Below are 23,593 nucleotides of genomic sequence, written 5' to 3'. Positions count from 1 at the left end.
TCGCTTTGTTTTTTAAATACGCTGAAACGAGGCGTTTTGATGCAGAAATTTGCGTCATAATTCGTTAGTCTTTTGCTGTTATCTCAATGCATCTCAAAAGGAACGGTTTGTCATCATGAAAAAGCTTCTCTACATCCTTCTTGGACTGGTGATGTTAGTGGTTGTCGCGATAGGTGTGCTTGTTGCGGTTATCAACCCTAACGATTTTAAGCCGCTGATTGCTGACGAAGTGAAGAAAGCGACAGGGCGAGAGTTGGTCATCGACGGTGACATCAGTTGGCGCTTCTGGCCGAGCTTAGGTTTGTCCGTTGAAAAATTAGCATTTAAAAACCCCCAAGGTTTCGCTGAACCAAATATGCTCAAACTGGATCGCGCTGACTTGTCCGTCGCTGTGATGCCGTTGATGTCGGATACACTCGACATTGGTCTCGTGAGCTTGTATGGCGCCCATGTCTTTATTCAAACATTGCCAAACGGGCAGAGTAATCTTGATGGGCTGACCGGAGACGCGTCGACCACAGATAGCGAGCCGGAGACTGCGTCACAGACGCCGACCACCGAACCTGCCAGTGATAGCCAAGCCGCTACAGCATGGACCATTACAATTGGTGGGTTGGATGTGGTTAATGCCAGTGCAGTGGTGCGCGACGATAAGGTTCATACCATCAGTGAAATTAGCCAGCTAAATCTTCATATCGGAAAGCTGACCACTGGCACTTGGGTGCCGGTCGAGTTTGACGTTGAAGGAAAGCAAAATGCCATGGTATTTACTGCGAAAGGCCAAATGGAAGCGATGCTGAACAAAGTGGCGATGGAGTCACAGCTTCGTAAGCTGTCTTTATCCGCTTCTTTGAATGACGCCAATATTCAACTAGACAGCCTGTCGCTCACTGCCGATCAGGTTGCACTAGCAATGCCTGCGGCCTTGACGTTTTCTGCCAAAGGCAAGGCGAACGACATGTCATTTGATACGTCAGGTAAAGCCTCTGTGTTGGTCGATAAATCGATAGCGAATATTCAAGCGACTGGCATTGATATCTCGACCCTGCTGGCTGGAGCATCACTTCCGCGCCCAGAGATGAATATCAGCCTTAAAGCGGATGCGGCGTTCAATAACAACACGCAGAAGTTAACACTGAGTCAGTTGGTTGCCAGCCTTGATGAGTTGGAGGTTGATGGTCATGCATCAGTTGCGCTGGCCGACATTCCCGCTGTACGTTTCGCGCTTCATAGTTCGAAGATTGATCTTGATGCGTTTCTAGGCAACACCACAGAGGCGGCACAACCTGCTGTCTCAAAACCTGCGGAAACCAAGCCATCGTCAGCGCCTAATGACCAATCTGCCACCGCTATTGCCAAAGCGCCATTGAGCGATGTCGAGCCTGACTTATCAGCCCTGAAGGGGTTGGATATTGCAGGGGAAATCGCGATTGATGAATTGGTCGCCAACAATGTAAAGGTTAGCCAAGTGAAGACCGCATTTGCTGTTAACCGTGGCAAGGTCAACCTAAAGCAATTTGATGCGAAGCTCTATGGTGGTTCAGTGTCTGCAGAAGGCTCGTTGGATGCCACGGTAACGCCTGCTCGCTATCGTGTCACCAAAGACATCAAAAACGTTAACGTTCAGCCTTTGCTAATGGCAGCAGCCAACGAAGATATTTTGTCTGGTCGTGGCAGCATTGACGTGAATGTAAATGGTGTTGGTTTGTCAGAAAAACGTCTTCGCACTGGCATCACGGGTACTGTGGCTATCAACTTTGCAGATGGCTCCATTGACGGTATCAACATCCCTGAAATGATTCGTGAAGCCAAAGCGACACTAAAAGGTAAGCGTGCGGATTATGTCGAGGAAGCTCGTCAAACAGACTTCAGTGCGCTAACGGCGACCTTTAACCTAGGTAAAGGCATTGCATCAACGCGCAACATGAAGATGGAAGCGCCCGCGCTGCGTATTCGTAGTGAAGGTCAAACCAATCTGGTCAGCGAAGATTTGGACTTCGAGGTGTTTGTCTCTGTGGTTGGAACCAGCAAAGGACAGGGCGGGAAAGACATTGATGAGCTGAAAGACGTTACCATTCCCGTTGCGATTGGCGGCACGTGGCAAGCGCCAAGCTACAAGCTAGATGTCAAAGCACTGTTGACCAGTAATAAAGTGTTGGAAGAAAAGGTGCGCAAAGAAGCTGAGCGTGGCTTAGAGAAATTGCTTGGTGACAAAGCGGGCGATGACAAAGTGAAAAACGTGGCGGATAAGTTGCTAAAAGGTTTGTTTAACTAAAGGTTTGTTTAACTAACTGTTAGTGTCTGAAACTTTGCATTAAAAAAGCCGCTATCGCGGCTTTTTTGGTTTGTTGGCTTACGCACGCTGCTTTTTGGCTCGTTTTTCAGTTTTGAGCATGTCTTGAAGCGCTTCCAGCAAATCAACCGCAGACAGTATGCCGACTAAATCATCGGTTTTGTCTAACACCGGCAGTGCGCCGACATTGTAATCCAACAAGGTTTGATTGGCCTTCGACAGGGTTTCGTAGGTTCGGCAGGTAATGACATCTTTGATCATGACGTCACCGACAGTCAGATCATCTGACAACAAATAAGGGTGTTCAATATCCGGTGCTTCATCAGCCCAATTTGGGCGGCGCAGCGATCTGTCGCTGATAATACCAACCAATTGCGAGTCTTGTGTAACCGGTAGATGGCGTATGTCTTTGTCTCGCATTAAAAAGTAGGCTTCGCGTACACCGGTGTCTGCGCTGACGGTGATAAGTTTACGTGTCATGTAATCCGAAACTTTTCCTGGCATCGTATTGAATCCTCCATGTGGTCAAATTTTAAACCTACATAATGTAAGGACTAAATGTTGAGAGCTGTGACTCATATACCCAATCAACCTCGTTGAATCCTGCATCTTCAGGTTGTTTGGGTATAAATATTCTGGAGGAAACAATAATTAACGGTTTCATTCCAAGGAATTGCTTTCACTCTTGGCTCGGTTCGCTAGAATCGGGTCTTCGCTGAACAAACATCTTGAGTTGCTCCGGCATTGAACAAAAAGGAATACACGCGTAGATGGATTCGATTTCTCAAGCAGCCTTAGGCGCTGCTGTTGCAGGTTTAGTGGCGGGCAAGCGCTGCACCCCTAAGGTGTTATTAGCGGGAGCGGCGCTTGGTACATTGCCTGATTTAGATGTGGTGTTGGATTACGGCGACCCCATATCCAACATGATCAAACATCGTGGTTTTAGCCATTCTTTGTTTGTTCTAATCCCGTTCTCTGTAGTGCTAGCACTGTTTTGGAAGCGTTTCTTTGCCGCATCATGGCCTTTCGTTCAGTTGCTCACACTGATCACTGCGGCCTTGATTACACATCCGATATTGGATTCGTTCACCTCATACGGAACTCAGCTTTTTTGGCCGTTAGATGTACCGTCAGTGGCAATATCTAGCATGTTCATTATCGATCCCTTGTACACACTGCCGTTACTTATTCCCGTTTTGGCGGCATTAATTTGGCGTCGTCGAGCCGCTAAATTGTGTGGGGCAGGTTTAGCAATATCGACCCTTTATTTGATGTGGTCCTTGGTGGCTCTAGGCCAAGTACAAGAGCGTGTCGAGGAAAACGTCGCGGGTACGCATTTAGAAGGACAGCCTGTTTTCATTTCCCCGACGCCGTTCAATACCGTGCTGTGGCGAGTGGTTGTGCTAGATGATGAGAAATATTGGGAAGGTCTTACTTCGTTGCTGGATGAAGATCCGGTCATAGACTGGATGCCTATGATTCGTGGTGAATGGCCGTTCCCGAGTGAACCTGAGTTATTGGCTCAGTTTGAAGCCTTTACCCGTGGTTTTGTGCAATTTAAACAGCAAGATAATACGTTGACCGTGACGGATCTTCGATTGGGGATGGCGATGTATCATCCGTTTGAGTTCTTAATGGCGGAAAAGAATGACCAACAGATCTGGCAGCTCGTAGATCCAGTGCAGCTTGATCCTGGCCCTGTTTTACCTAGGCAAATTCCTGCGCTGTGGATGCGGTTGTTAGGTTTACAAAGCATCGACGCCTTGCTGTGTAACGAACATGACTGTTTTCGTGAAGAGCAAATTGAAGAGACGATTCAGTAAGCAACTTTAAGTGTGACTGGCTGAAGCGAAAACGCCCCTGTTCTTTGTATCCTTTGATTCGGATATTTGGAGAGGGGCTTTTTTTTGGGGTACATCGGCGCTATCGAGAAAGGGGGTCGCCTGCTACCAATCGATGCCTTTACGAACTTTTACACCAGAATCAAAAGCGTGCTTTACATTGCGTACTTCCGATACCGTATCCGCCATATCAGTTAGGGTTCGGTGGGCGGCGCGACCAGTAATGACCACGGACTGTTCACTAGGGCGATTCTCTAACGCAGTGACGACTTCATCAAGGTCGATATAACCATAAGTGACCATGTAGGTCATTTCATCAAGCAAGACGACGTCATAGCTTGGGTCAGCAAGCATGCGTTTACATTCAACCCAAATCTCTTGCGCCACGCGCGTATCGTTCTCTTTGTCTTGTGTGTCCCACGTAAAGCCGGTTGCCATGACGTGGAATTCAACACCGCACTGTTGAAGCAGATTTCGCTCTCCACATTCCCAAGTGCCTTTAATAAATTGAGCCACACCACATTTCTGACCATGGCCTGTCGCGCGAGTGACGACACCAAAGCCAGAGGTGGATTTTCCCTTGCCATTCCCGGTGATGATTAGCAGAAGTCCTTTCTCAATCTGAGCAGCAGCTACACGCTCGTCCACTTGTTCTTTTACTTTTTGTTGTCGGGCTTTATAGCGCTCGTCGCTCATTTTGCTTTCCTTTTCTGCTTGTCATGCTGGCTTCTCGGCCGAATCAATATGTTGGCCTTAGTCATTTGGATCACAACATAACAAACCTTGTCATATTTGGAAGCACAGAAGTGATGTTCAACTCTGGTTGGTCAAAATATCCTCGTCTAGATGTACTGATGGGAACGATGGTGTCTAGTACATTTTTTGATCAAACTTTTCAACATCGATTGAACGTCTACTTTGCGCTCTGTTGCTTCATTGGTTACAGTGTTTTCAACGTGATAAAGGAATGGAGTGCCAATGTCGGTTGATCATCTTAGTAAACCGAAAATTCTCGTCGTATGTATGGGTAACATTTGTCGCTCTCCGACCGGAGAAGCTGTACTCAGAGCGAAAGCGGCGACACGTGGCCTAGATGTGATTGTTGATTCAGCAGGCACCATTGGGTATCACACTGGCGCTAACCCTGATCCACGTAGCCAAGCTGCAGGAGAAGCCAGAGGGTATGACTTCTCAGGGATTACTTCGCGGCAGGTTGATGTCAAAGATTTTGAGCGCTTTGACATAATCTTAGCGGCAGATAAGGCGAATCTGGCTGACTTAATCGATATTTGTCCCCCTGAACACCGACATAAATTGTCCCTTTTCCTCAGCCATAGTCATTCTGAATTAAATGAAATCCCTGATCCCTACTTTGGTGGTGGACGCGGTTTTGAAGTGGCGTTGGATTTAATTGAACAGGCGAGTGATGAAGTGCTTAACCAGTTGGGATAGCGTGATTTCCCTTATATGGATTTGAAGCCCGTCAATGACGGGCTTTTTTGTGGCCATTTCCCAGAGAAAGTTTGGATTATTTGCCATAAACAGAGCATTTTGAAGTCATTCAACTTGTTTAAAATATAAGGCTCTTATAAATTTAGGATCTATAGCCAATGTCTTTGTCTGAGGTAAGGGATTGAAACTTCAACAGCTCAAATATCTAAAAGCGATAAAGGACAATAATTTAAATGTGTCCGCAGCATCGCAATCTCTTTTTACCACACAGCCGGGTGTGAGTAAGCAAGTGGGTTTGTTGGAAAAAGAACTCGGGGTACGAATATTTGAGCGCAGAGGTAAGAACCTCAGTGGTGTTACGCCGATCGGTGAACGTATTCTTGAGCAGGTTGAGCGAATGCTCGCGCTTGAGCAAAAAATTAAAGCATTGGCCAATGAGCATCTGGATCCAAGTGTGGGTACACTGAATATCTATACCACTCATACTATTGCTCGCTATCTGTTGCCAAACAGTGTTTCCTATTTCACTCAAAAATACCCGAATATCAATTTCCATTTGCACCCGACGCTGCCTTTGCAAACCAAAGGGGTGATCAGCAAAGGCCACTCTGATTTCTCGATTGTTGCTCACGACCTTGGGGCCGACAATGATTTGATTGTGCTCCCTGCCTATTTATGGACACTAGGTCTGGTAGTGCCCGAGGAGCATCCGCTTGCCCATGTACGTAAACCTACGTTAAAGCAATTGGCGGATTACCCCATTTTAAGTTACGAACCGGGTTCGACAGGGCGTAGAACGCAAGATGAGGCCTTTGGTCGTGAAGGGATTTCCCCTAACTATTTCATGACAGTCATGGATGCGGATGTCATTAAGCGCTACGTTCAGCTTGGTTTCGGCATCGGCATTGTTTCTACGTTGGCAGCGCGTGATATCGAAAACACCGGGCTGACCTATATCAATCTTGATCACTTGTTTGCTCCGTCGAGTGCGTGGATTTGTTTCTCGAAAGACATTCTTTTGCAGAACTACATGTATGATTTTCTCCTGTCATTTTCTCCTCATCTCACTAAGACATTGATGGAAAATGTGTTGATGCAAAATAGTGCCGAAAAAGTTGATAAGCTATTTGAAGGCCTTGAGCTACCTGTCTACTAATACGGGATAGCGAGGACAAACAAAAACGCCAGCGAGAGAATCGCTGGCGTTTTTGTTTAACATGAAGTGTGTCAATTGGTTGATGATTCAGACGCTTCATGGTTCTTTGGTGTGCGGATAGTCCTGCCTTGGTTGTTGTTTAGCTCGGGGTGATCCACCAACAAATGCTTTGTGATCTTAGGAGGAACGGATTCATTCTCAGGGTGGTGGTGATGAAAAATCGGCGTACGAGGTCGATATACGTGGGGTGGACGATCGCCCTCCAGTACAGTTTCAGGTATCCGTTTCCCCGTGATGATCTCAATCGCTGTGATTGAATCTGGTTCGGCTTCAATCACTTCACTCACGTCTATTTCTTCCGTCGCGTATACCGACATCACGCTCATCAGAAATACCGACACGCTCAAGGTGATGAGTCGCGTTGTCCCTTTAGTGAGGTTTACATAATCATACATGGTGCACCTCCTAGGCAACTGGGCCACTTTTGGTGTCTCGTGCTGCAATAAACCCGTAGAAGATGTAGCCAAGTAGCGTCAATATCGCGCCATAGAAAACGGCAGATTGACCACAGGCATACACGCCATAAATACTGTAAAGCACGGCAAATGTGCCGATGGCAGCCCCTGTTTTGTACTCTTTAGCACTCAAGTTTTGCTTACGTAAAATGACTTCGAGCCCAGTGAGCGACAAGATGTAAGGCACCATATTAATAAACACGGCCAGATTGAGTAGGATATTGAACTGACTAACCAAGTTTGGCGAAATGGTCATAATCGCCAGTAGAAGCTCCAACCCAAGCATGATAAGCATGCCTTTAATGGGCGCATTTGATTTGGTGACTTCACCAAACACTTTAGGGAAAAGGCGAATGTCGGCTGCTGCTTTCGATACTTGCGCATTGGTGAACTGCCAGCCAAGCAAGGAACCGATACAGGCGATAACGGCAAGAGCCGTAATGACTTGTCCGACGGTTTCATTGAACATGTAGGTGTACACTAGGCCAAAGGGCGCATCAGATTTTGCCAGCTCCTCATTGGGGATGATGCCTTGAATCACGGATGTTGATGCGATATATACGATGGCGGTAAAGCTGGTGGCAAGCATACAGGCTAAGGGAACATTCTTTTCGGGGTTTTCTACCGCCCCAGAGTTCGCCCCTGCAGATTCAATGCCTAAGAAAGCCCAGAGCGTGAGCGCGATACCTGATGATATGGCGGTGACGGTTGTATCTTGGTGAGGGTTCCACGCTTCCGCAAAGACCTCAGGTTTAAACCAAAACCAACCCGCAACGGACAAACCAACCACTGGAATAATAATCCCCCAGACGGTCACTGCTGATATTTGCCCTGTGAGCTTTGGGCCCCAAAAGTTAGCAACCATAGTGACAACAAGAATACCCACTACGGCGATAAAAGTGTGATAGGGCGTGGTTTTAATCCAAGGAAAGAAGGGGACAAGATAGCCAGCTGCCGACACAGCAATAGCAACAGCACTGATCACCAAACATACATAATAGGTGTAGGATGCAATGAAGAAGGCAGATTTCCCATGTGCTTCATCAGCATAGGCAGACATCCCTCCGTCTCGATTACAGTACATGCCACACTTCGCAAAAGCGTAAGCAATGCACATCGCGCCGATTGCGGTGACAATCCATGACAATAATGATATTGCCCCAGTTTGAGCCAAACTGGCAGGTAACATGATAATCCCTGAACCCATCATGTTGACGGTCACTATGGTAGTGAGCCCAACCAACCCCATTTTATTTTTTTCTGATGCCATGCTAGTTCTCCACCTCGATATATGTTGGTGCGAAAGGCGGTAATTTGCTCTACCCAAGTCATGGCAATGGCTCTACATCATGCGTTTGACAGTTATGGGCATGGTTCCGTCACCTCTATCAAGTGCCAGCAAGATCGCGACATGATTGAAATAGGCATCAGAAAACGTGAGCAATACATGCTTACCGTTGCATTGAAAATAGATGGTGTCATCTTTCCAGATTGATTCTTTTACAAGACAGTTAAACGATAAATGCCTGAGTGAGGCGGAATGTTTTATTCGGTGTGATCGGAGAATTTGTGTTTCTTCGCATCCAGCTGGAATGAACTGAGATGCACCTTTTTACGTTGAATGTCTTTTTTGCGACTTTGTCTCTGCTTCCTCTCTTCTATGTTCAAGAAGTCTCAATGAATCTTGAGTCATCTCTTCTTCAAGTACAGTGTCGGAGCTGGGTGTATGAAAACCTACGGAAAGAAATTTAACGTATTGATATTAGAAGAGGCACATAGAGAGGGTGTTGTCGGTAATGCCATTGAAAGGCTAATTTCCGAACTCGAAAGCAGTGGTGCCAGAGTAATGGTAGCAAGCAGTTTTGATGATTGCTATTCAATGATTAACTCCAATACCGCACTCGATTGTCTGATGCTGACATCGGCCATGAGTGGGTCGCAAAGCGAAGAAAACGAACGTTTCTATGTGCTGATAGAGAAACTAAATAAACGTCAGCAAAACGTGCCGGTATTTTTATTGGCGGAGCGCAAGAAAATTACCCTTCATGTCACCCGTGAGATGATGGAGAACGTGGATGAGTTCGCCTGGATCCTTGAAGACACACCGGATTTCATTGCAGGACGAGCCGTTGCAGCGATGGGACGATACCGTAAACAGTTGTTACCGCCCTTGATGGCTGCGTTGATGCATTATGACGATATTCATGAGTACTCTTGGGCGGCACCGGGGCACCAAGGTGGCGTGGGCTTTACAAAAACCCCTGCGGGACAGCGTTTTTATAACTATTACGGTGAAGGGCTATTTCGCACCGACATGGGTATTGAGCGGGGCAGTTTAGGTTCATTACTTGATCATACTGGGGCGTTTGGTGAAAGTGAACGGTATGCAGCTCGTGTGTTTGGGGCTCATCAATCCTATTCCCTAGTGACGGGAACCTCTGGGTCAAACCGAACGATAATGTCTGCATGTATGAAAGCGGATGATCTCGTGATTTGTGACCGTAACTGTCATAAATCTATTGAACAAGGCCTAATGTTATCAGGTGCTCGACCTGTCTATCTTGTCCCCACAAGAAACCGCTACGGCATTATTGGGCCGATTTATCCTGACCAATTATCGAAAAGTGTGCTTCAGCAACGTGCAAAAGAAGAGCCACTGACCAAAGATTATGCCGACCAACGAGCGGTCTATGCAGTATTGACCAACTGTACCTATGACGGCCTTTGTTATAACGCCAAACAAGCGCAAGACATACTGGCGGAAAGCAGTGATCGGATTCATTTTGATGAAGCGTGGTACGGTTATGCGCGTTTCAATCCTATCTACGAAGATCACTTTGCCATGCGTGGTGAGCCGGAAGAAAACCCAGATGCCCCCACGGTCTTTGCCACCCACTCGACACACAAATTGCTGAATGCACTGTCTCAGGCATCTTTTCTTCATGTACGGAACGGCAAAGGGGCGATCAGCTTTGAGCGCTTTAATCAGGCGTACATGATGCACGCGACAACGTCACCTTTGTATGCGATTTGTGCTTCCAATGATATTGCTGTGTCGATGATGGACGGCAATCGTGGACACTCCCTGACGTTGGAAGTGATACGCGAGGCCGTAGATTTTCGTCAGGCAATGGGGCGGCTAAACCGTGAATTTAATGATAACGGTGATTGGTTCTTTAAACCGTGGAACGCGGAAACAGTCACGGATCCTGCGTCAGGTGAAAGCTACGCCTTTGAAGATGCTCCGGCTGATTTGCTGTGCGAAAGTCAGGATGCATGGGTCATGCACCCTAACGACAATTGGCATGGCTTCAAGGATATGCCTGCAGATTGGTGCATGCTGGATCCCATTAAAGTCAGCATTCTGGCGCCGGGCATGGGCGATGATGGGCACCTGTTAGATTCGGGTGTGCCGGCTGCGCTGGTCACGCTCTACTTGGGACGCTTTGGTATCGTGCCGACCCGCACCACTGATTTTCAAGTCATGTTCCTGTTCTCGATGGGTATTACCAAAGGTAAGTGGGCAACATTAGTGAACACTTTGATGGCCTTTAAGCGCCATTATGACAACAACACGCCACTCGCCGATGCGCTGCCAGATTTGGTGGCAGACTTCCCTGATGTATATAGCGAAATGGGCTTGAAAGAATTGGGTGATAAGATTTTCGGTTACCTCAAACAGCACAACCCAGGCGAAGTCCTGAACGCGGCCTACGAGACCTTACCGGAAGCTATCATTACGCCACATGCTGCATTTGAGGCCATTGTTGCTGATAACGTGGAAATGGTTCCATCTTCCCAATTGGAAGGGCGCGTGGCGGCGAATGCGGTTATTCCTTACCCGCCGGGTATTCCTATGTTGATGTCTGGTGAGAGTTTCGGTGACGAAAACAGCCCGCAGATTAAATACCTCAAGAGTCTTGAAGTGTGGGATGAGGAATTCCCCGGTTTTGAGAAAGAAACTGAAGGCACTGAAATGCACGATGGAATCTATCATGTAATGTGTGTGAAGTCGGTTTAAATACAAACGAAGGGGGAGCAAATAGCTTCCCCCTTTCTTGTTCAATCTATGTTATTTGACGGTAAATTGCCCCATCATTCCCATGTCTTCGTGTTCCAGAATGTGGCAATGGTACATGTATGGCCATTGTTCAGTCGCTTCATAGTCAAACTTCAGCAGAATTTCCGCGGTACCATTTGGATAAATGGTGTCTTTCCAACCTTGGTCTTCGGGGGCTGGTGGTTTTCCATTCATTGACAGAATCAGAAAAGACGTGCCATGCATGTGGAATGGGTGTCTGCCTGAATCAATGGTCCACTTTTCCAGTTGCCCTAGCTTCGATTCATGGTTGATGACTTTCATGTTCATCTGTTGGCCATTAATGGACATATCACCCAATTCAAAAACGCGTTCAACCTCAACATCCTTTTCAAGATAAGGTGTGATGGTATTGAGTTGCTTGGGTAACTCGGATGCAAGCACTTTAAGAGAGTCATCTCCCCGAAGTTCAAGAACAGATTGGCTTTGAGAGAAAGGAATGAGTACAGCGTTGAACCCGTTGTAGTTCATTGGTAACAGCCTTGCCAACAACCTCTGGCTTTCGACGACTGACATATCAACTACGATGTCATTTCGTTCTCCAGGCGCCATTTTCAGCGATGTTAATTCAACTGGCGACGGTAGTAACCCGCCTTCAGTCGCTATTTTATAGAAAGGTTGGTCGCCTTCCAGATAGAACTCATAAGAGCGGGCATTGGAGCCGTTGAGTAAGCGTAATCTGACGAAAGATCGTGGCACCAACGTATAGGGATTGACGGTACCATTGACCACAAGTGTGTCTTCTCTTAAGTCTTCCGGCATGTTGCCAGTTGGGTATGGCGTCATTTTTCCATCAACGAAGCTTCTGTCCTGAATCACCAATGGAATGTCATCAATGCCATAACTGTTTGGTAAACCCAGAGACATTGAATGCGCATCCTCAATAAGATAAAAACCAGCTAACCCAGAATGAACCTGACTCGCGGTGGAGCCTTTAAGGTGAGGGTGATACCAGTTAGTTGATGCCTGTTGCGAAACGGGAATGGTTACGCTCCATGTCTCTCCGGGCATGATTTTGTTTTGAGGCCCACCATCAATTTTTCCTTCAACGTGCAATCCATGACCGTGAATATTAGTGGGTTCATCCAGATGATTGGTGAACTGAATGTCGGTGTTCTCACCCTTGTACATTTTTATCGTAGGACCAAGATAGCCGCCATTGTAGCCGCGTGTTGTGCTCTTTACGCCGAGGAAAAACGCGTGCTCACCTTTTGTAATATCGATAACTATCGGCCCATTTTGGGTACGGCTGTCGATGAGTGTTGGGATATTTAGTGGTGTTTGTGCTGCTGTGGTGGGTGGAGAAGCGCGTAGAGCAATGCTAGCAAAAACGGCAGTAAAAAGAAGAGCGGAGACTAAAAGTATTACGAAGGCCACACGTCGGTTGGCAAACCCTTTTTGGCACTGAAGTACACCTTTTTGATGTCTGAAACAGGTCATCCTTGTCCTTAAATAACTTAAATAACTTAAATATGTTGTGGTTGCGGATTATTTAATAACAGACTGTATTCGTCCATTTAGAGCCTAGCTCAAAAGTGATACAAACAAGAAAAGATAGCGAGCTGTCCAGATTAACGCATCTTTAGGTATAAGAAATTGGTGAGAATAGAAAGAAAAAGGCCAGAACTGAAGTATCTGGCCTTTGATGTTTATGGGGGAAAGTAATCGTCAGTGGCAAGCGATATGGATAAAGATTTGCGCACCGATCAGCAAGAAATCGTCATCCACGTAGTAAGGGTTTGAGTGCAGGTAGTTACAAATACCCGCATCTTTGTTACCGCTTCCTAGGAAGAACATTGCACCTTTTTGGTTTTCAGCCGCGTTTACCATCAAACTGAAATCCTCTGAACCGGTCATTGGGTTACCGTTTGGATCAAGGCGGTCAGCTGGCACGGTTTCACGCGCAGCATCGACAACACGTTGGTAAGCATCAGGGTGGTTAATAACCGCAGGGTAGCCTTCGCATTCCATGGTGGTTTTAAAGCCACGGATTTCACTTTCTTTCACGATGCTGTCGAAGCTGTCTTTTAGGATCTTGTCCGTTTCAGCGTCCATCGCTCGGATGGTGCCGCGAGCTTGAGCATGATCTGGGATAGCATTGGGAATGCTGCCGCCATTGAACATGCCACAACCAAAGACAGCAGGGCTGAATGGATTGGTACGTTTAGCAACAATGTAATCCATGTCCATGATGATGCGACTCGCTTCTCGGATGGCATCTAGACCTTTCTGCGGGGTAGAACCATGAGCAGACACACCGTTTACATCCAGTGTCCATGCAGAACCATACGACGACATAATGCCGTTGTTGATTTTGACCATGCCGTATTCAAGCGCAGCATCGTTGTGCAATGCGTACACTTCGGATACACCGTTCATGCAGCCCAGCTCAACCATCTTGCTTGCGCCTGGAACGCGCATGTCTTCTTCCGCCATTTGGAACACAAAGCGAACGTTGTGCTTCAATGCTTGTTTGTTTTCAGACAGGAATTTAGCCGTGGTCAAGATGATCGCCATGTGTGTGTCATGACCACAGTTGTGTGAACAGCCGTCATGTTGAGAGCGGTAGTCGTTCTCTGTCATGTCGTCCATTTCCAATGCATCCATGTCAGCACGGAAAGCCACTCGATCCAAGTTCTCGTCGATAGTTAGGTCAGCAATAAAGCCGGTAAAACCTTCGTACGTGGTTAGGGCATAGCCGAGTTCGGTCATCAATGCTTGGCAGTAGGCTGTGGTTTTAAATTCTTGGCCTGATGCTTCTGGGATCTGGTGCAAATCACGGCGAGTGTTCACGCTAAAAGCGTGTAGTTCTAGCAGTTTGCTGTCTAGATTAAATTGGCTGTATTTCGCTGACATTAGATGATTCCTTTCATTTGGAAGCCGATTTGGGCAATCATTGATGCACCAAAGAAGCAGCTGGTGGCAACGATAAGGAAGATGACAATAACCTTCCAAGACATCTTCTTAAGTTCTTCCATTTGGCCGCCAACAGACAAGCCCGCAAATGCCAACAATGGCACACACACAGACAGGAACTGGATTTTACCGACTGATTCGAGGAAGTAAGTACGGATAGGCGTTTCTGGCAAACAAATCAAAATGCCGATAATGGTCGCGTAGGCAAACGTTGGCAGTGAAGAAGGGATAAATTTCTTAGCAACCAACGACAGAAATACAATCACAGACATAGCAACAAAGCTGTTCACCATTTCTAGTGGCGCAGTGCCGTTAGTGAGAAACTGGGTAAAACCTGCCAGTACAATCGCAAGCGAGACCAGCTTCATATCATTCAGAATGGCTTTCATGGCTTATTTACCTTTGTTGCAAATTTTGTAGACGAACTCAGCAAGTGGCAGACCCAAGAAGGTCAGTGACAGTGCGCCAAGTACAGAAGAAAGCAGGTTAGAGGCAGCAGCAATACTGAGTACTTGCTTCGCCATTTCAGGCTCAAGACCCGACACCAGAGCGCCAGATGCAGCACTTAGCATTGAACCACTACCTACGCCAGAACCCGCAGCCAGTGCCAGTGGGTGAAGACCGGTTAGCGGTGCAATACTGCCTAGCACGCTGAACCACAAGGTGCCGATCACTGAGCCGCAAAGATAGATAGCGAGCACGCCAACATACTCAGGGCTGCCCGTGCCGAACTTACCTTGGATAACGGCGATTGAAGGTTCACGACTGATTGATGAACAAGCGCCAATGGTTTTACGGCCAAAGCCGAATTTCACTGCAAGCGGAACGGCAATAAGGATAGGAAGAAGGTTACCGAGCTCTTGGAATAGAAGCGGGATGCCCGCGTCAATGATCATGTCAAGGTTAGGGATGATCATGCCCGCGTACTGGGTGCCCAGAACAAGCAAACAGTAACCAACCATTTTGCCGCAGAAGCCTTCTTCTTTTTCAGTGAAGAGTTTGCCCCACGCTTTGACTTTGGTTTTTGTCCAGTTTACCGACAGGCCCATGCCGATCATCACTGCAAATAGCATTGGTAGAATAGATATCGTGGCAAAACCCATATCAATCTTTTGGGTGCCGATTAAAAACTGAGAAATGAAAATCAGGGCAGATACAGCAATAACACTGGTCATAACGACGCGAGCTTGCCCGCTTTTGTTTTCTTCTGTGTTCATAGGTCTTCAACAGTTAAAAGTGGAATTCGGGGCTGATTATAGAGAGCGCGAGAAAGCGAAACGTGAATGAGATCAATAGTTGTAGCGCGATACTAGATGAAAACTAAATATCATATTCCCATATGGAATTAAGGGTTATTGACAGGTAAAAAGAGGGTGATTTTGGTGTGCGACATGTTGGTGTTTGGCGACAAGGTGCAACACTGATAACGGAGCTCGCATGAAGGTGTAACAGAAGGCTCGACACGAATCGCGCGGTGAATGTGAATGCAAGTTGGTCAGAAAAAAGAAAACCCAGCACGTGGCTGGGTTTGACGTTTTTAGTCTGGCTACCTAATCAACGGTTAGTTGATATGAGTGTGTGATTACAGTAACGGCGAACAATTGCAGGGCGTATTGGCATCAAGTTTGTCGCTGTTTTTCTGGGGCAAATACCAGCTTTCCAATCCATTTTGTAGTTGGCTTGCGGCTTTTGATGGTGACAGTTGCCCAGACATGACACTGGCGCTGGTTTCCCAAATCTCTAGCTCGAGATTTGGCTCCCCACGAGATAACACTTGGGCCGAGTTTCGGATGGTTGAATCACACCGGTCACGCCAAGACATCATCTCTTGTGCTATCGGGTTCTTTACATCAAAGAAGTGGTTAGACAGTGAAAAGAAGCCTGAAATTTCATTGGTGAGCAGTTCAGCAAACTCGGCGGTGGTCATCCATTTTAGAAACAGCTCTGCCGCTTCTTGATTGGTAGATTTCGAGTAGATACCCATGCCTAAATCAGTATGGTCACTGAAGTAACAAGCATCGCCTTTCTTTTCGATTGGCGGCGGGAATACACCCATGTCGACTTTGCCTGCAAAGGTGCCAATGTCCCATGACCCCGCAGGGTAGATAGCGGCCTTACCATTAGCGAACGCTTCAATAGAATCATTGTAGCCGCGCTGGTCGAAATCTTCGCCCATGTAGCTTGACCACTTGGCGAGTTCACGGAATGTTTTGCGATACGCCTGACTGTCCATACGCTCCTTGCCCGTTAACAAGGCATCACGGCCGTCTTCGCCTTTCCAGTGTGTAGGACCAATGTTTTGGAAGCCCATCGTGGCGGCTTCCCACTTGTCTTTGGTGCCCATGGCGAGCGGCAAGTAACCAGCACGTTTCGCTTTTTCTAATGCCCAGTAGAAATCTGCGTTGGTGACAGGCTCGTTCACGCCAATTTCTTTGAAGATGGATTTATTGTAGAAAAAGCCATGGATAACTGATGCCATTGGCAAGCAGAAAGTTTGTGCGCCTGAATCGGTTTGCCAAGGAGAAAGCGCAAAACTTGGGAAGTTTTCCATCCCTTCCATTTCAGTCACTTCTTTTAGCAAGCCACGATTGAACAGCGCTTGAGAGCCATCAAATGGGCGGCAAGCAATCAAATCGCCAGCCTTACCTTGTTCAAAACGCTTCTCCATGTCTCCGTTCCATTTTGACGCATCGAGATCAGGCGGTGAGCGATATTCAACTTTTATGCTTGGGTAGTGCTTGTTAAAGGCTGGAATGATTTTCTCGTTCCATACTTTGTCATCAGATCGCCAAGAATCAATGATCAGTGTTGTCTGAGCATTCGCGAAAAACGATGCCGCCAGAGTGATCGCGGCAAGGGGGAATAGTTTGGTGGTTTTCATGGTTAAATCCTTACACGCGGAAGTTAGCAATCAGGCGTTGTTGTTCCTGAGCCAAAGTGGCCAGTGATTCACTGCTAGTGGCTGAAGCTCTGGCGTCTTTCTCTGATTCATAGGCCACGTGAGCAATGCCATTGATATGCTCGGCGACTTCATGACTCACTTTGATCTGCTCTTCCGTTGCTTGCGCGACGTGTACCGCCATTTCTTGAATCGCTTCCATTCGCGCCACGATGTCTTGCAGTGTTTCGTCAGTTAGGCGCGTTTGCGTCAAACAATCATCCATCTGCTTTTGGCTCGTGTTCATGGTGTCTGCCATGCGCGACGCGTTACCTTGCAAATTATTGATCATCTGCTGAATTTCTTCGGTTGATTGCTGAGTACGAGTCGCTAGTGCACGAACCTCGTCGGCAACCACAGCAAATCCACGTCCATGCGAGCCTGCACGAGCCGCTTCGATAGCAGCATTTAGAGCAAGCAGGTTGGTCTGCTCAGCGATATCCTGAATGACATGCAAAATCGAGCCGATGTTGTTGGAGTATTGGTTTAGCTCTTGAGTATTTGAAACCGCCTCCTTGATGTTGCTAGACAGCTGCTCGGTCAACTGGCGGCTTAGTGACACCTGAGTTCGGCCGCTGTTTGCGGTTTGGTTGGTGTTTTCAACTTCCGCGACAGTGAGTTCGGTTGAACGCGAGATCTCTTTCGCACTCACTTCCATTTCAGAAATAGCTGCTGCAACTTGGTCAGTGCGGGATTTTTGGTCTTCAACGCGGGTGCGTGAGCTTTCACTCACACTGGCGGCGCGGCTGGCTTCATCAAGAAGGTGCTGCGCCCCTTCGCCAAATTTTGCCAAGGTGCCTGACATGGTGTTAGCCAACATATCAATCGAGCGGCTTAACTCACCAAATTCATCATGTGCCTGATAATTAGCGCGTGTACGCATGTCGCCATCTGTCATACGTGCAAGTACATTGCTGATCAGTGCCAATGGTTTTTGGATGCTACGCGTTGTATGAACGCCAACCCAAAGGCTAATAGCGGCAGCGACTGATGTCATGATAATGATGTACAACAAGGCTTCGCTAACGGCTTTTTCCGCATCATTGCGGCTGGTTTGTGCCAATTGCTGCGCATAGTCAGCATAGGCTTGCAATTGGGACTGAATATCATCCATTTGAGATTCAGTTTGCGTGATTTCACGTTGCAGTTGTGCGTTATTTGACTGCTGGCGACTCATGACATCTAAAATGCCATGATCTGCCAATGTCAGTTGCTCAACTTTCTTCAAGTTACGCGAGTAGCGTGCTTTCACATCCTCTTCGACAGAAATGAGTTCGAGGCGCTTGAATGCCATTTCGACATCTTTTGACAATGTAGCGCGCAATTTGATCAGGTCAGTATCCTGTCCCGCGCGACGAAGCGACTTCATATCACGTGCGATGCCGCTTGTGATGAGCTCTGCTCGGTTGTGAAGTGAGCGCTTGATAGCAGCTTTTTGCAGCAGGAGATTGGCTGCCCACTGATAGGTGTCTTCTAAGCGAAGAAACTGAAGATCAAGAACCTGACGCTTCTCTGTCAGCATGTTCGCTTGCTTTTGCAATTCAATCAGTGTGCTGGCTTGTTCAAAATAACGAGTCGACGCTTGATGCAATGCATCTATCTGACGGCGTTCATCGTTATGCTGTGCATTCTGTTGGGCACGGCTGAGAATTTGGAAAAAACGTGTCTTCTGGCGGTCAAAAAGTGAGTTGACACGATCGGCTTGCGTCGGGTCATTTTGAAAGGTGCGAATAAGAAGGCTGGTACGCATTAACTCTGTGATTAGCTCTCCTGACGCAACGACCATTGGGGTCGATTGGTTAGTAATTTGCTCCACTTTTCCTTGTAGAGTTTTGGCATTGAACAAACTAATGCTGCTCAGCAATGCCATCAATACAAACATTAAGGCAAAACCTGCGATTGTTCTTTGTACTACGGACAACTTCATTGCTCTCTCACTTTTCAGCAGTCTTGAAAATACAGACTAAAAGTAATGCTGGGTTTTTGTTTCTCACCTGAAATTAATACTCCAAGTGATGACGAAAAATGCCAGCGATTGTGACACGATTCATTATTATCGGCATTATATGACTGTTTCTTTAGCGGAAATTTACGTGATTTAGATCATATATTTTGCAGTGTGAATTAAATGGGTTGAAGGTCTTGGTGAGAAAGTAGTCAATATTGAACCAGCGTATCCGTGTTACTCAGATTCAACGTTCGCAAAATTCGCGCACAAAAAAGCCCCATTAAAGGGGCTCGTTAAATAGGCCTGACGAAGAATGCTAGCTAGATTACCACTTCTTCTTAGGCGCAAAGAGCTCGTCGAGTTCTTTGTTATCGTCGTTCTTAGGCTTAGCATTCTCATGGCCTTTGCTGAGAGCCGCATTGACTTCGTTCAGCATTCCAGTGAGGCTCTCTTTGGCTGACTGGCAGTAAGGGTCATTTTTGCTACTGACTACATCTAACGCTTTCTTCAGCAATTGCTGTGCGGTACCCATTTGGCCTTTGATCTTTGCATCGTTTACGCGTTTGAGTACGTTTTCGATATTGATCTTCATTTGCATTTGTTCTAAACGAGAATTCTCAGAAACAAATGCTTGTGTTGGTAGACGGCCTTTGGTGTGCTCCGCTTTGATGACTGCGCGCAGACGTTTGACCAATTTAAGCATCGAAATGGCTTCACGATCGCTATCTGGAACACGGAAGGACGTTGAATCCTTGTTTTGATAAGCCTGCTTGATTTGATTAACCTGCGCTTGTACATCGGCGATACGTTGCGGAAGTGAGCGATCGTTTTTATCGATGTCATGCATGGTCTTCAGTGCATCGAGAATTTTTTGATTCAGACATACCAGCAGGGTACCGCTATACGGCAAATTGTGTGCGTTACCGATCAACTCTTCAGTGGCGTCAATAACTGCAATATATTTAGCCATTTCCTGGCGCTTGGATGACTCTACACGTTGTCGCTGCTGGGCCATAATGTTGTAGCCAACAATGAGACCAAGCAGGATGACACATAAGCCAACCACTAAGGCAATATTCATAAGTGAGCGTCGATAATCCCTGTTAAAACTAAGACGGCCTAAGATACACGATCTGCTAGTATGGTCATAGTTTGTTAGTTCTATTTTCGATCTTAGCTAAATTCTGCCGTTTCGTATTGCTTTTGTCTGATTTAGTGCGTTTCACTACACGTTTATTTGCAAAATTATCATCAAGTTATTTTGGTCGTGTGTTTTGATAGATTTCAGTAATATCGAGCGGAATGTGGGCGCTGTGTAATGATTATGTGTCGATTCGCTTCGCCTTCTTATCAATAAGAGATATAACCTAACTATCTTCTTGGTGTTCTTGATTGTTTCTATGAAATTACAACAGCTTAAATATATTGTTGAAGTGGTGAATCACGACCTCAATGTGTCATCAACGGCAGAAAGTTTGTTTACCTCTCAGCCTGGCGTCAGCAAACAAATCCGCGCTTTGGAAGATGAACTGGGGGTGCAGGTATTTGGTCGAAGTGGCAAGCATTTAACCAAACTCACACCCGCAGGTGAGAAAATTGTAGATATTGCCCGTGATATTTTGTCTCGGGTTGATGGGATAAAATCTGTTGCGTCGGAATATACGACGCCGGACAAGGGCAAACTGAATATCGCCACAACGCATACTCAGGCCAGATATGCATTGCCATCGGTCATTTCTCAGTTTGTTAAGCGATATCCCAATGTATCTCTTCACATGCATCAGGGTGCGCCGAGCCAGATTGTCGATTTCGTGCAAAAGGGAAAATCTGACTTCGCTATTGCGACAGAAGCGTCCCATCTCTATGAAGATTTAATCATGCTGCCGTGTTATCACTGGACGCGATCTTTGATTGTTCGAAGAGATCACCCGTTAGCCTCTCGCTCGTCCATTACGATTCACGATATTGCGCGTTTTCCATTGGTTACTTATGTCTTTGGATTTACGGGGCGCTCCTGCCTTGATATCGCATTTGACCGCGCAAAACTCAAACCCAATATTGTGTTTACCGCCACGGATGCGGATGTCATCAAAACCTATGTTCGACTTGGCGTAGGCATTGGTGTGATGGCGAGCATGGCGTATGACAAAGCGTTGGACTCGGACTTGGTGGCAATTGATGCGAGCCATATCTTTGATGCCAGCACGACGCGTATTGGTTTTCGTCGCGGTACGGTGCTTCGCACTTATATGTATGACTTCATCGAGAGCTTTGCGCCTCACTTAGATCGCAATACCATCGACAGAGCCATGCAACTGAAAGATCCCCTTGAGCTGGAAAACCTATTCAGTCAGGTTGAACTCCCAATTAGATAAGGGCGGAACACGCTGCATTTTACGGGGCATTGCGTATATACTTCAGTCGCATTACCCGCGTGGTTCACCGTTCCTGTCGTCCAATATTGGAAGTGTATCTTGTCTCAGCCTTTACCTGTGCTCACTGAGCATTTTTCGTCAATTGACTCATGGCTTCAATCACATACCTCGTTGTGGCAAGGCATGCCCTTTGACTATCTTGATCTCCCATGGCGTGAAACGCATCCTGAACTGTGCCACTGGCTAGACGCTCAAAGTTTGGATACGCTGCAAAAGTACAAGGAAAATCCACGATGTTTAGCCGATGCGATCGCAGCTTATCTCCCCGACACAAAGAAGATGCTTGCGTTGTGCGCGATTAACTCGGCAGATAGCAGTGACGCAGATATACCCTGTGATAACCACCTTGCGACGGGTATTCCTGGTCGGAAATGGGAGCAAATCTCCGCATTCAATCGCGTTATGCCTATGTCCAGTGGTGATCATTGGCTGGAGTGGTGTGCGGGAAAAGGTTACTTAGGACGCGTGATCTCTGCGTCACGTCAGGCTCGGGTCACTAGCCTAGAGTGGCAGAGTGCACTTTGCCAAGATGGTCAGGATTATGCGGACAAGCAGGGGCTTCCTATGCATTTTGTCCAAGGGGATGCTTTTGCATCAGATTCTGAGTTGCTTGTCCGAGACTGTGACCATGCCATCGCACTGCATGCCTGCGGTGATTTGCATGTGACGCTTTTGCAACATAGCGTCTCAGCGAAACCTAAGAGCGTTTCTGTCTCGCCTTGTTGTTATCATTTGATTCGAGACTCTCACTACCAAGCGCTCTCTTCTTCGGGTAAGCAATCTCCATTGGTGCTTAGTCGACACGATCTAAAACTCCCATTACAAGAAACCGTAACCGCAGGGCAAACGGTGAAAAACAAGCGCTTTGTAGAAGTGAGTTTTCGTCTTGGGTTTGATTGCCTTCAACGCGCGTTGGGTGTGAGTGATCACTATCTTCCTGTGCCTAATGTTCAAAAGTCGCTATTGAACGAAGGCTTTGAGGCATTTTGCCTTTGGGCTGCCAAGCAAAAAAACATCGTTTTGCCCGATGATGTGGATTTCACCCACTATTTGAAACGTGGGGAGTCGCGATTTTTGACCGTGGAAAAAATGGAAACGGTGCGCACTTTGTTCCGTCGTCCACTAGAAATGTGGTTGGTGCTCGATAAAGCGATGTATATGAGCGAGAACGGTTTTGATGTTGATATTTACACGTTCTGTGCCCGAGAATTGACGCCAAGAAACATTCTTATTCAAGCCATAAGGAAGGGCTAAATGGAACTGAGCTATGAACAGCTCATTATGGTGGTGCTTGCGCTGGGATTAGGCGCGTTTGTTCAAAGCTTGATTGGCTTTGGGCTCGCCATCGTCGGCGCGCCAATCCTGATGCTGATAGACCCTTCATTGGTACCAGCAACAGTGACATTGGTCACCCTGTGTTTGGCGATTGTGAATACATGGCAGTATCGCGGGCAATTGTCATTGCGCGGTCTTGGCTGGGCGTTTGTTGGGCGTATTCCAGGTACATTCGTGGCTGGCGGATTGTTGTTGTATCTCTCAATCAATGCGCTCGAAATCATTATGGGACTGGCCGTATTATTGGCCGTGGTGGCGAGTGTATTTAAGCTGTCGGTTGAACCCAATAACAAGAACATGTTCTGGGCAGGTTTTGCCGCTGCAGTGATGGGTACAACGACCAGTATTGGTGGCCCACCGATGGCGTTGGTATTGCAGAAAATGGATATCGTGAAACTGCGTGCGAATTTGGCTGGCTACTTTATCTTTAGCTGTACGATCTCTCTCGCAGTGCAAGGCATGACAGGGTACTTTGAACTGTGGCACGCCAATGTTGCATTACTTTCTTTACCTGTGGTGTTTATCGCCTCATGGTTGGCATTGAAAGTTGCACCTTTGGTTCGTGCTGAATGGGTCAGGTATGGGCTGCTGGTACTGTGTTCCTTTGCCGGCGTGACAACCTTTCTCCGTGGTTTTTCTTAAACCAACAAAAAAGCCGACGCGTA

20 protein-coding genes are annotated in these 23,593 nt (G+C 47.0%); 9 read left to right on the top strand and 11 right to left on the bottom strand.

What is annotated here, in order from left to right; translation table 11 throughout:
• Window positions 1-115 precede the first annotated feature (115 nt).
• Window positions 116-2,275, top strand: a complete 2,160-nt coding sequence (locus LRP50_RS17380) for an AsmA family protein (RefSeq protein WP_274165725.1) — start codon at window positions 116-118, stop codon at window positions 2,273-2,275.
• Between the two features lie 78 nt (window positions 2,276-2,353).
• Here the strand turns inward: LRP50_RS17380 and LRP50_RS17375 are convergent, their stop codons facing one another.
• Window positions 2,354-2,797, bottom strand: a complete 444-nt coding sequence (locus tag LRP50_RS17375) for a CBS domain-containing protein (RefSeq protein WP_028022765.1) — start codon at window positions 2,795-2,797, stop codon at window positions 2,354-2,356.
• 266 nt (window positions 2,798-3,063) lie between these two features.
• Here LRP50_RS17375 and LRP50_RS17370 point away from each other — a divergent pair, with 266 nt between their 5' ends.
• Window positions 3,064-4,116, top strand: coding sequence for a metal-dependent hydrolase (locus LRP50_RS17370; RefSeq protein ID WP_274165724.1), 1,053 nt, complete (start codon window positions 3,064-3,066; stop codon window positions 4,114-4,116).
• A 123-nt stretch (window positions 4,117-4,239) separates the two neighbouring features.
• On the opposite strand, the gene cobO is transcribed toward LRP50_RS17370, so the two are convergent.
• Window positions 4,240-4,830, bottom strand: coding sequence for a cob(I)yrinic acid a,c-diamide adenosyltransferase (gene cobO / locus LRP50_RS17365; RefSeq protein WP_274165723.1), 591 nt, complete (start codon window positions 4,828-4,830; stop codon window positions 4,240-4,242).
• A gap of 282 nt (window positions 4,831-5,112) precedes the next feature.
• Here cobO and LRP50_RS17360 point away from each other — a divergent pair, with 282 nt between their 5' ends.
• The gene (locus tag LRP50_RS17360; protein WP_274165722.1) at window positions 5,113-5,586 is read left to right on the top strand and encodes a low molecular weight protein-tyrosine-phosphatase; all 474 of its coding nucleotides are present in this window, start codon (window positions 5,113-5,115) and stop codon (window positions 5,584-5,586) included.
• A 181-nt stretch (window positions 5,587-5,767) separates the two neighbouring features.
• Window positions 5,768-6,742, top strand: a complete 975-nt coding sequence (locus tag LRP50_RS17355) for a LysR substrate-binding domain-containing protein (protein WP_274165721.1) — start codon at window positions 5,768-5,770, stop codon at window positions 6,740-6,742.
• A gap of 71 nt (window positions 6,743-6,813) precedes the next feature.
• Here the strand turns inward: LRP50_RS17355 and LRP50_RS17350 are convergent, their stop codons facing one another.
• Together LRP50_RS17350 and potE are read right to left on the bottom strand one after the other, a co-directional pair.
• On the bottom strand, window positions 6,814-7,197 hold the full coding sequence (locus LRP50_RS17350) for a hypothetical protein (protein WP_274165720.1): 384 nt from the start codon (window positions 7,195-7,197) through the stop codon (window positions 6,814-6,816).
• A gap of 10 nt (window positions 7,198-7,207) precedes the next feature.
• Window positions 7,208-8,527 (bottom strand): putrescine-ornithine antiporter, encoded by a 1,320-nt coding sequence (gene potE, locus LRP50_RS17345; RefSeq protein WP_274165719.1) that lies wholly within the window; start codon window positions 8,525-8,527, stop codon window positions 7,208-7,210.
• A gap of 66 nt (window positions 8,528-8,593) precedes the next feature.
• On the opposite strand from potE, the gene LRP50_RS17340 reads away from it, so the two are divergent.
• Together LRP50_RS17340 and adiA are read left to right on the top strand one after the other, a co-directional pair.
• Window positions 8,594-8,752, top strand: coding sequence for a hypothetical protein (locus tag LRP50_RS17340; RefSeq protein WP_274165718.1), 159 nt, complete (start codon window positions 8,594-8,596; stop codon window positions 8,750-8,752).
• A gap of 231 nt (window positions 8,753-8,983) precedes the next feature.
• A complete protein-coding gene (adiA, locus tag LRP50_RS17335; RefSeq protein WP_274165717.1) occupies window positions 8,984-11,278 on the top strand; it encodes an arginine decarboxylase in 2,295 nt (764 codons plus the stop codon).
• Between the two features lie 51 nt (window positions 11,279-11,329).
• On the opposite strand, the gene LRP50_RS17330 is transcribed toward adiA, so the two are convergent.
• From LRP50_RS17330 to LRP50_RS17300, 7 genes are all read right to left on the bottom strand, one after another.
• A complete protein-coding gene (locus LRP50_RS17330) occupies window positions 11,330-12,796 on the bottom strand; it encodes a multicopper oxidase family protein (protein ID WP_274165716.1) in 1,467 nt (488 codons plus the stop codon).
• 228 nt (window positions 12,797-13,024) lie between these two features.
• A complete protein-coding gene (locus LRP50_RS17325) occupies window positions 13,025-14,212 on the bottom strand; it encodes a M20 metallopeptidase family protein (protein ID WP_274165715.1) in 1,188 nt (395 codons plus the stop codon).
• The gene (locus LRP50_RS17320; RefSeq protein WP_028022754.1) at window positions 14,212-14,661 is read right to left on the bottom strand and encodes a hypothetical protein; all 450 of its coding nucleotides are present in this window, start codon (window positions 14,659-14,661) and stop codon (window positions 14,212-14,214) included. Before LRP50_RS17320 ends, LRP50_RS17325 begins: the two co-directional genes overlap by 1 nt.
• A gap of 3 nt (window positions 14,662-14,664) precedes the next feature.
• Complete coding sequence (locus LRP50_RS17315) at window positions 14,665-15,489, bottom strand: DUF3100 domain-containing protein (protein WP_274165714.1); 825 nt, start codon at window positions 15,487-15,489, stop codon at window positions 14,665-14,667.
• A 365-nt stretch (window positions 15,490-15,854) separates the two neighbouring features.
• The gene (locus LRP50_RS17310) at window positions 15,855-17,153 is read right to left on the bottom strand and encodes an ABC transporter substrate-binding protein (protein WP_274165713.1); all 1,299 of its coding nucleotides are present in this window, start codon (window positions 17,151-17,153) and stop codon (window positions 15,855-15,857) included.
• 10 nt (window positions 17,154-17,163) lie between these two features.
• Window positions 17,164-19,137, bottom strand: a complete 1,974-nt coding sequence (locus LRP50_RS17305; protein WP_274165712.1) for a methyl-accepting chemotaxis protein — start codon at window positions 19,135-19,137, stop codon at window positions 17,164-17,166.
• A 346-nt stretch (window positions 19,138-19,483) separates the two neighbouring features.
• Entirely contained in the window at window positions 19,484-20,239 is a 756-nt protein-coding gene (locus LRP50_RS17300) for a DNA repair protein (RefSeq protein WP_274165711.1), read from the bottom strand.
• A 319-nt stretch (window positions 20,240-20,558) separates the two neighbouring features.
• Between LRP50_RS17300 and cysB the strand changes: the two genes are divergently transcribed.
• The 3 genes from cysB (at window position 20,559) to LRP50_RS17285 (ending at window position 23,570) form a co-directional block, all read left to right on the top strand.
• Window positions 20,559-21,533, top strand: a complete 975-nt coding sequence (gene cysB, locus LRP50_RS17295; protein WP_274165710.1) for an HTH-type transcriptional regulator CysB — start codon at window positions 20,559-20,561, stop codon at window positions 21,531-21,533.
• Between the two features lie 99 nt (window positions 21,534-21,632).
• Window positions 21,633-22,847, top strand: a complete 1,215-nt coding sequence (locus tag LRP50_RS17290) for a methyltransferase (RefSeq protein WP_420791235.1) — start codon at window positions 21,633-21,635, stop codon at window positions 22,845-22,847.
• Window positions 22,848-23,570, top strand: coding sequence for a sulfite exporter TauE/SafE family protein (locus tag LRP50_RS17285; RefSeq protein WP_274165709.1), 723 nt, complete (start codon window positions 22,848-22,850; stop codon window positions 23,568-23,570).
• Window positions 23,571-23,593 lie beyond the last annotated feature (23 nt).

The sequence above is a fragment of the Enterovibrio gelatinilyticus genome (assembly GCF_028683095.1).
GTDB lineage: Bacteria > Pseudomonadota > Gammaproteobacteria > Enterobacterales > Vibrionaceae > Enterovibrio > Enterovibrio gelatinilyticus.
The sequence above is the reverse complement of the archived record's forward strand: the minus strand, read 5'-3'. Positions and strand labels throughout refer to the sequence as shown.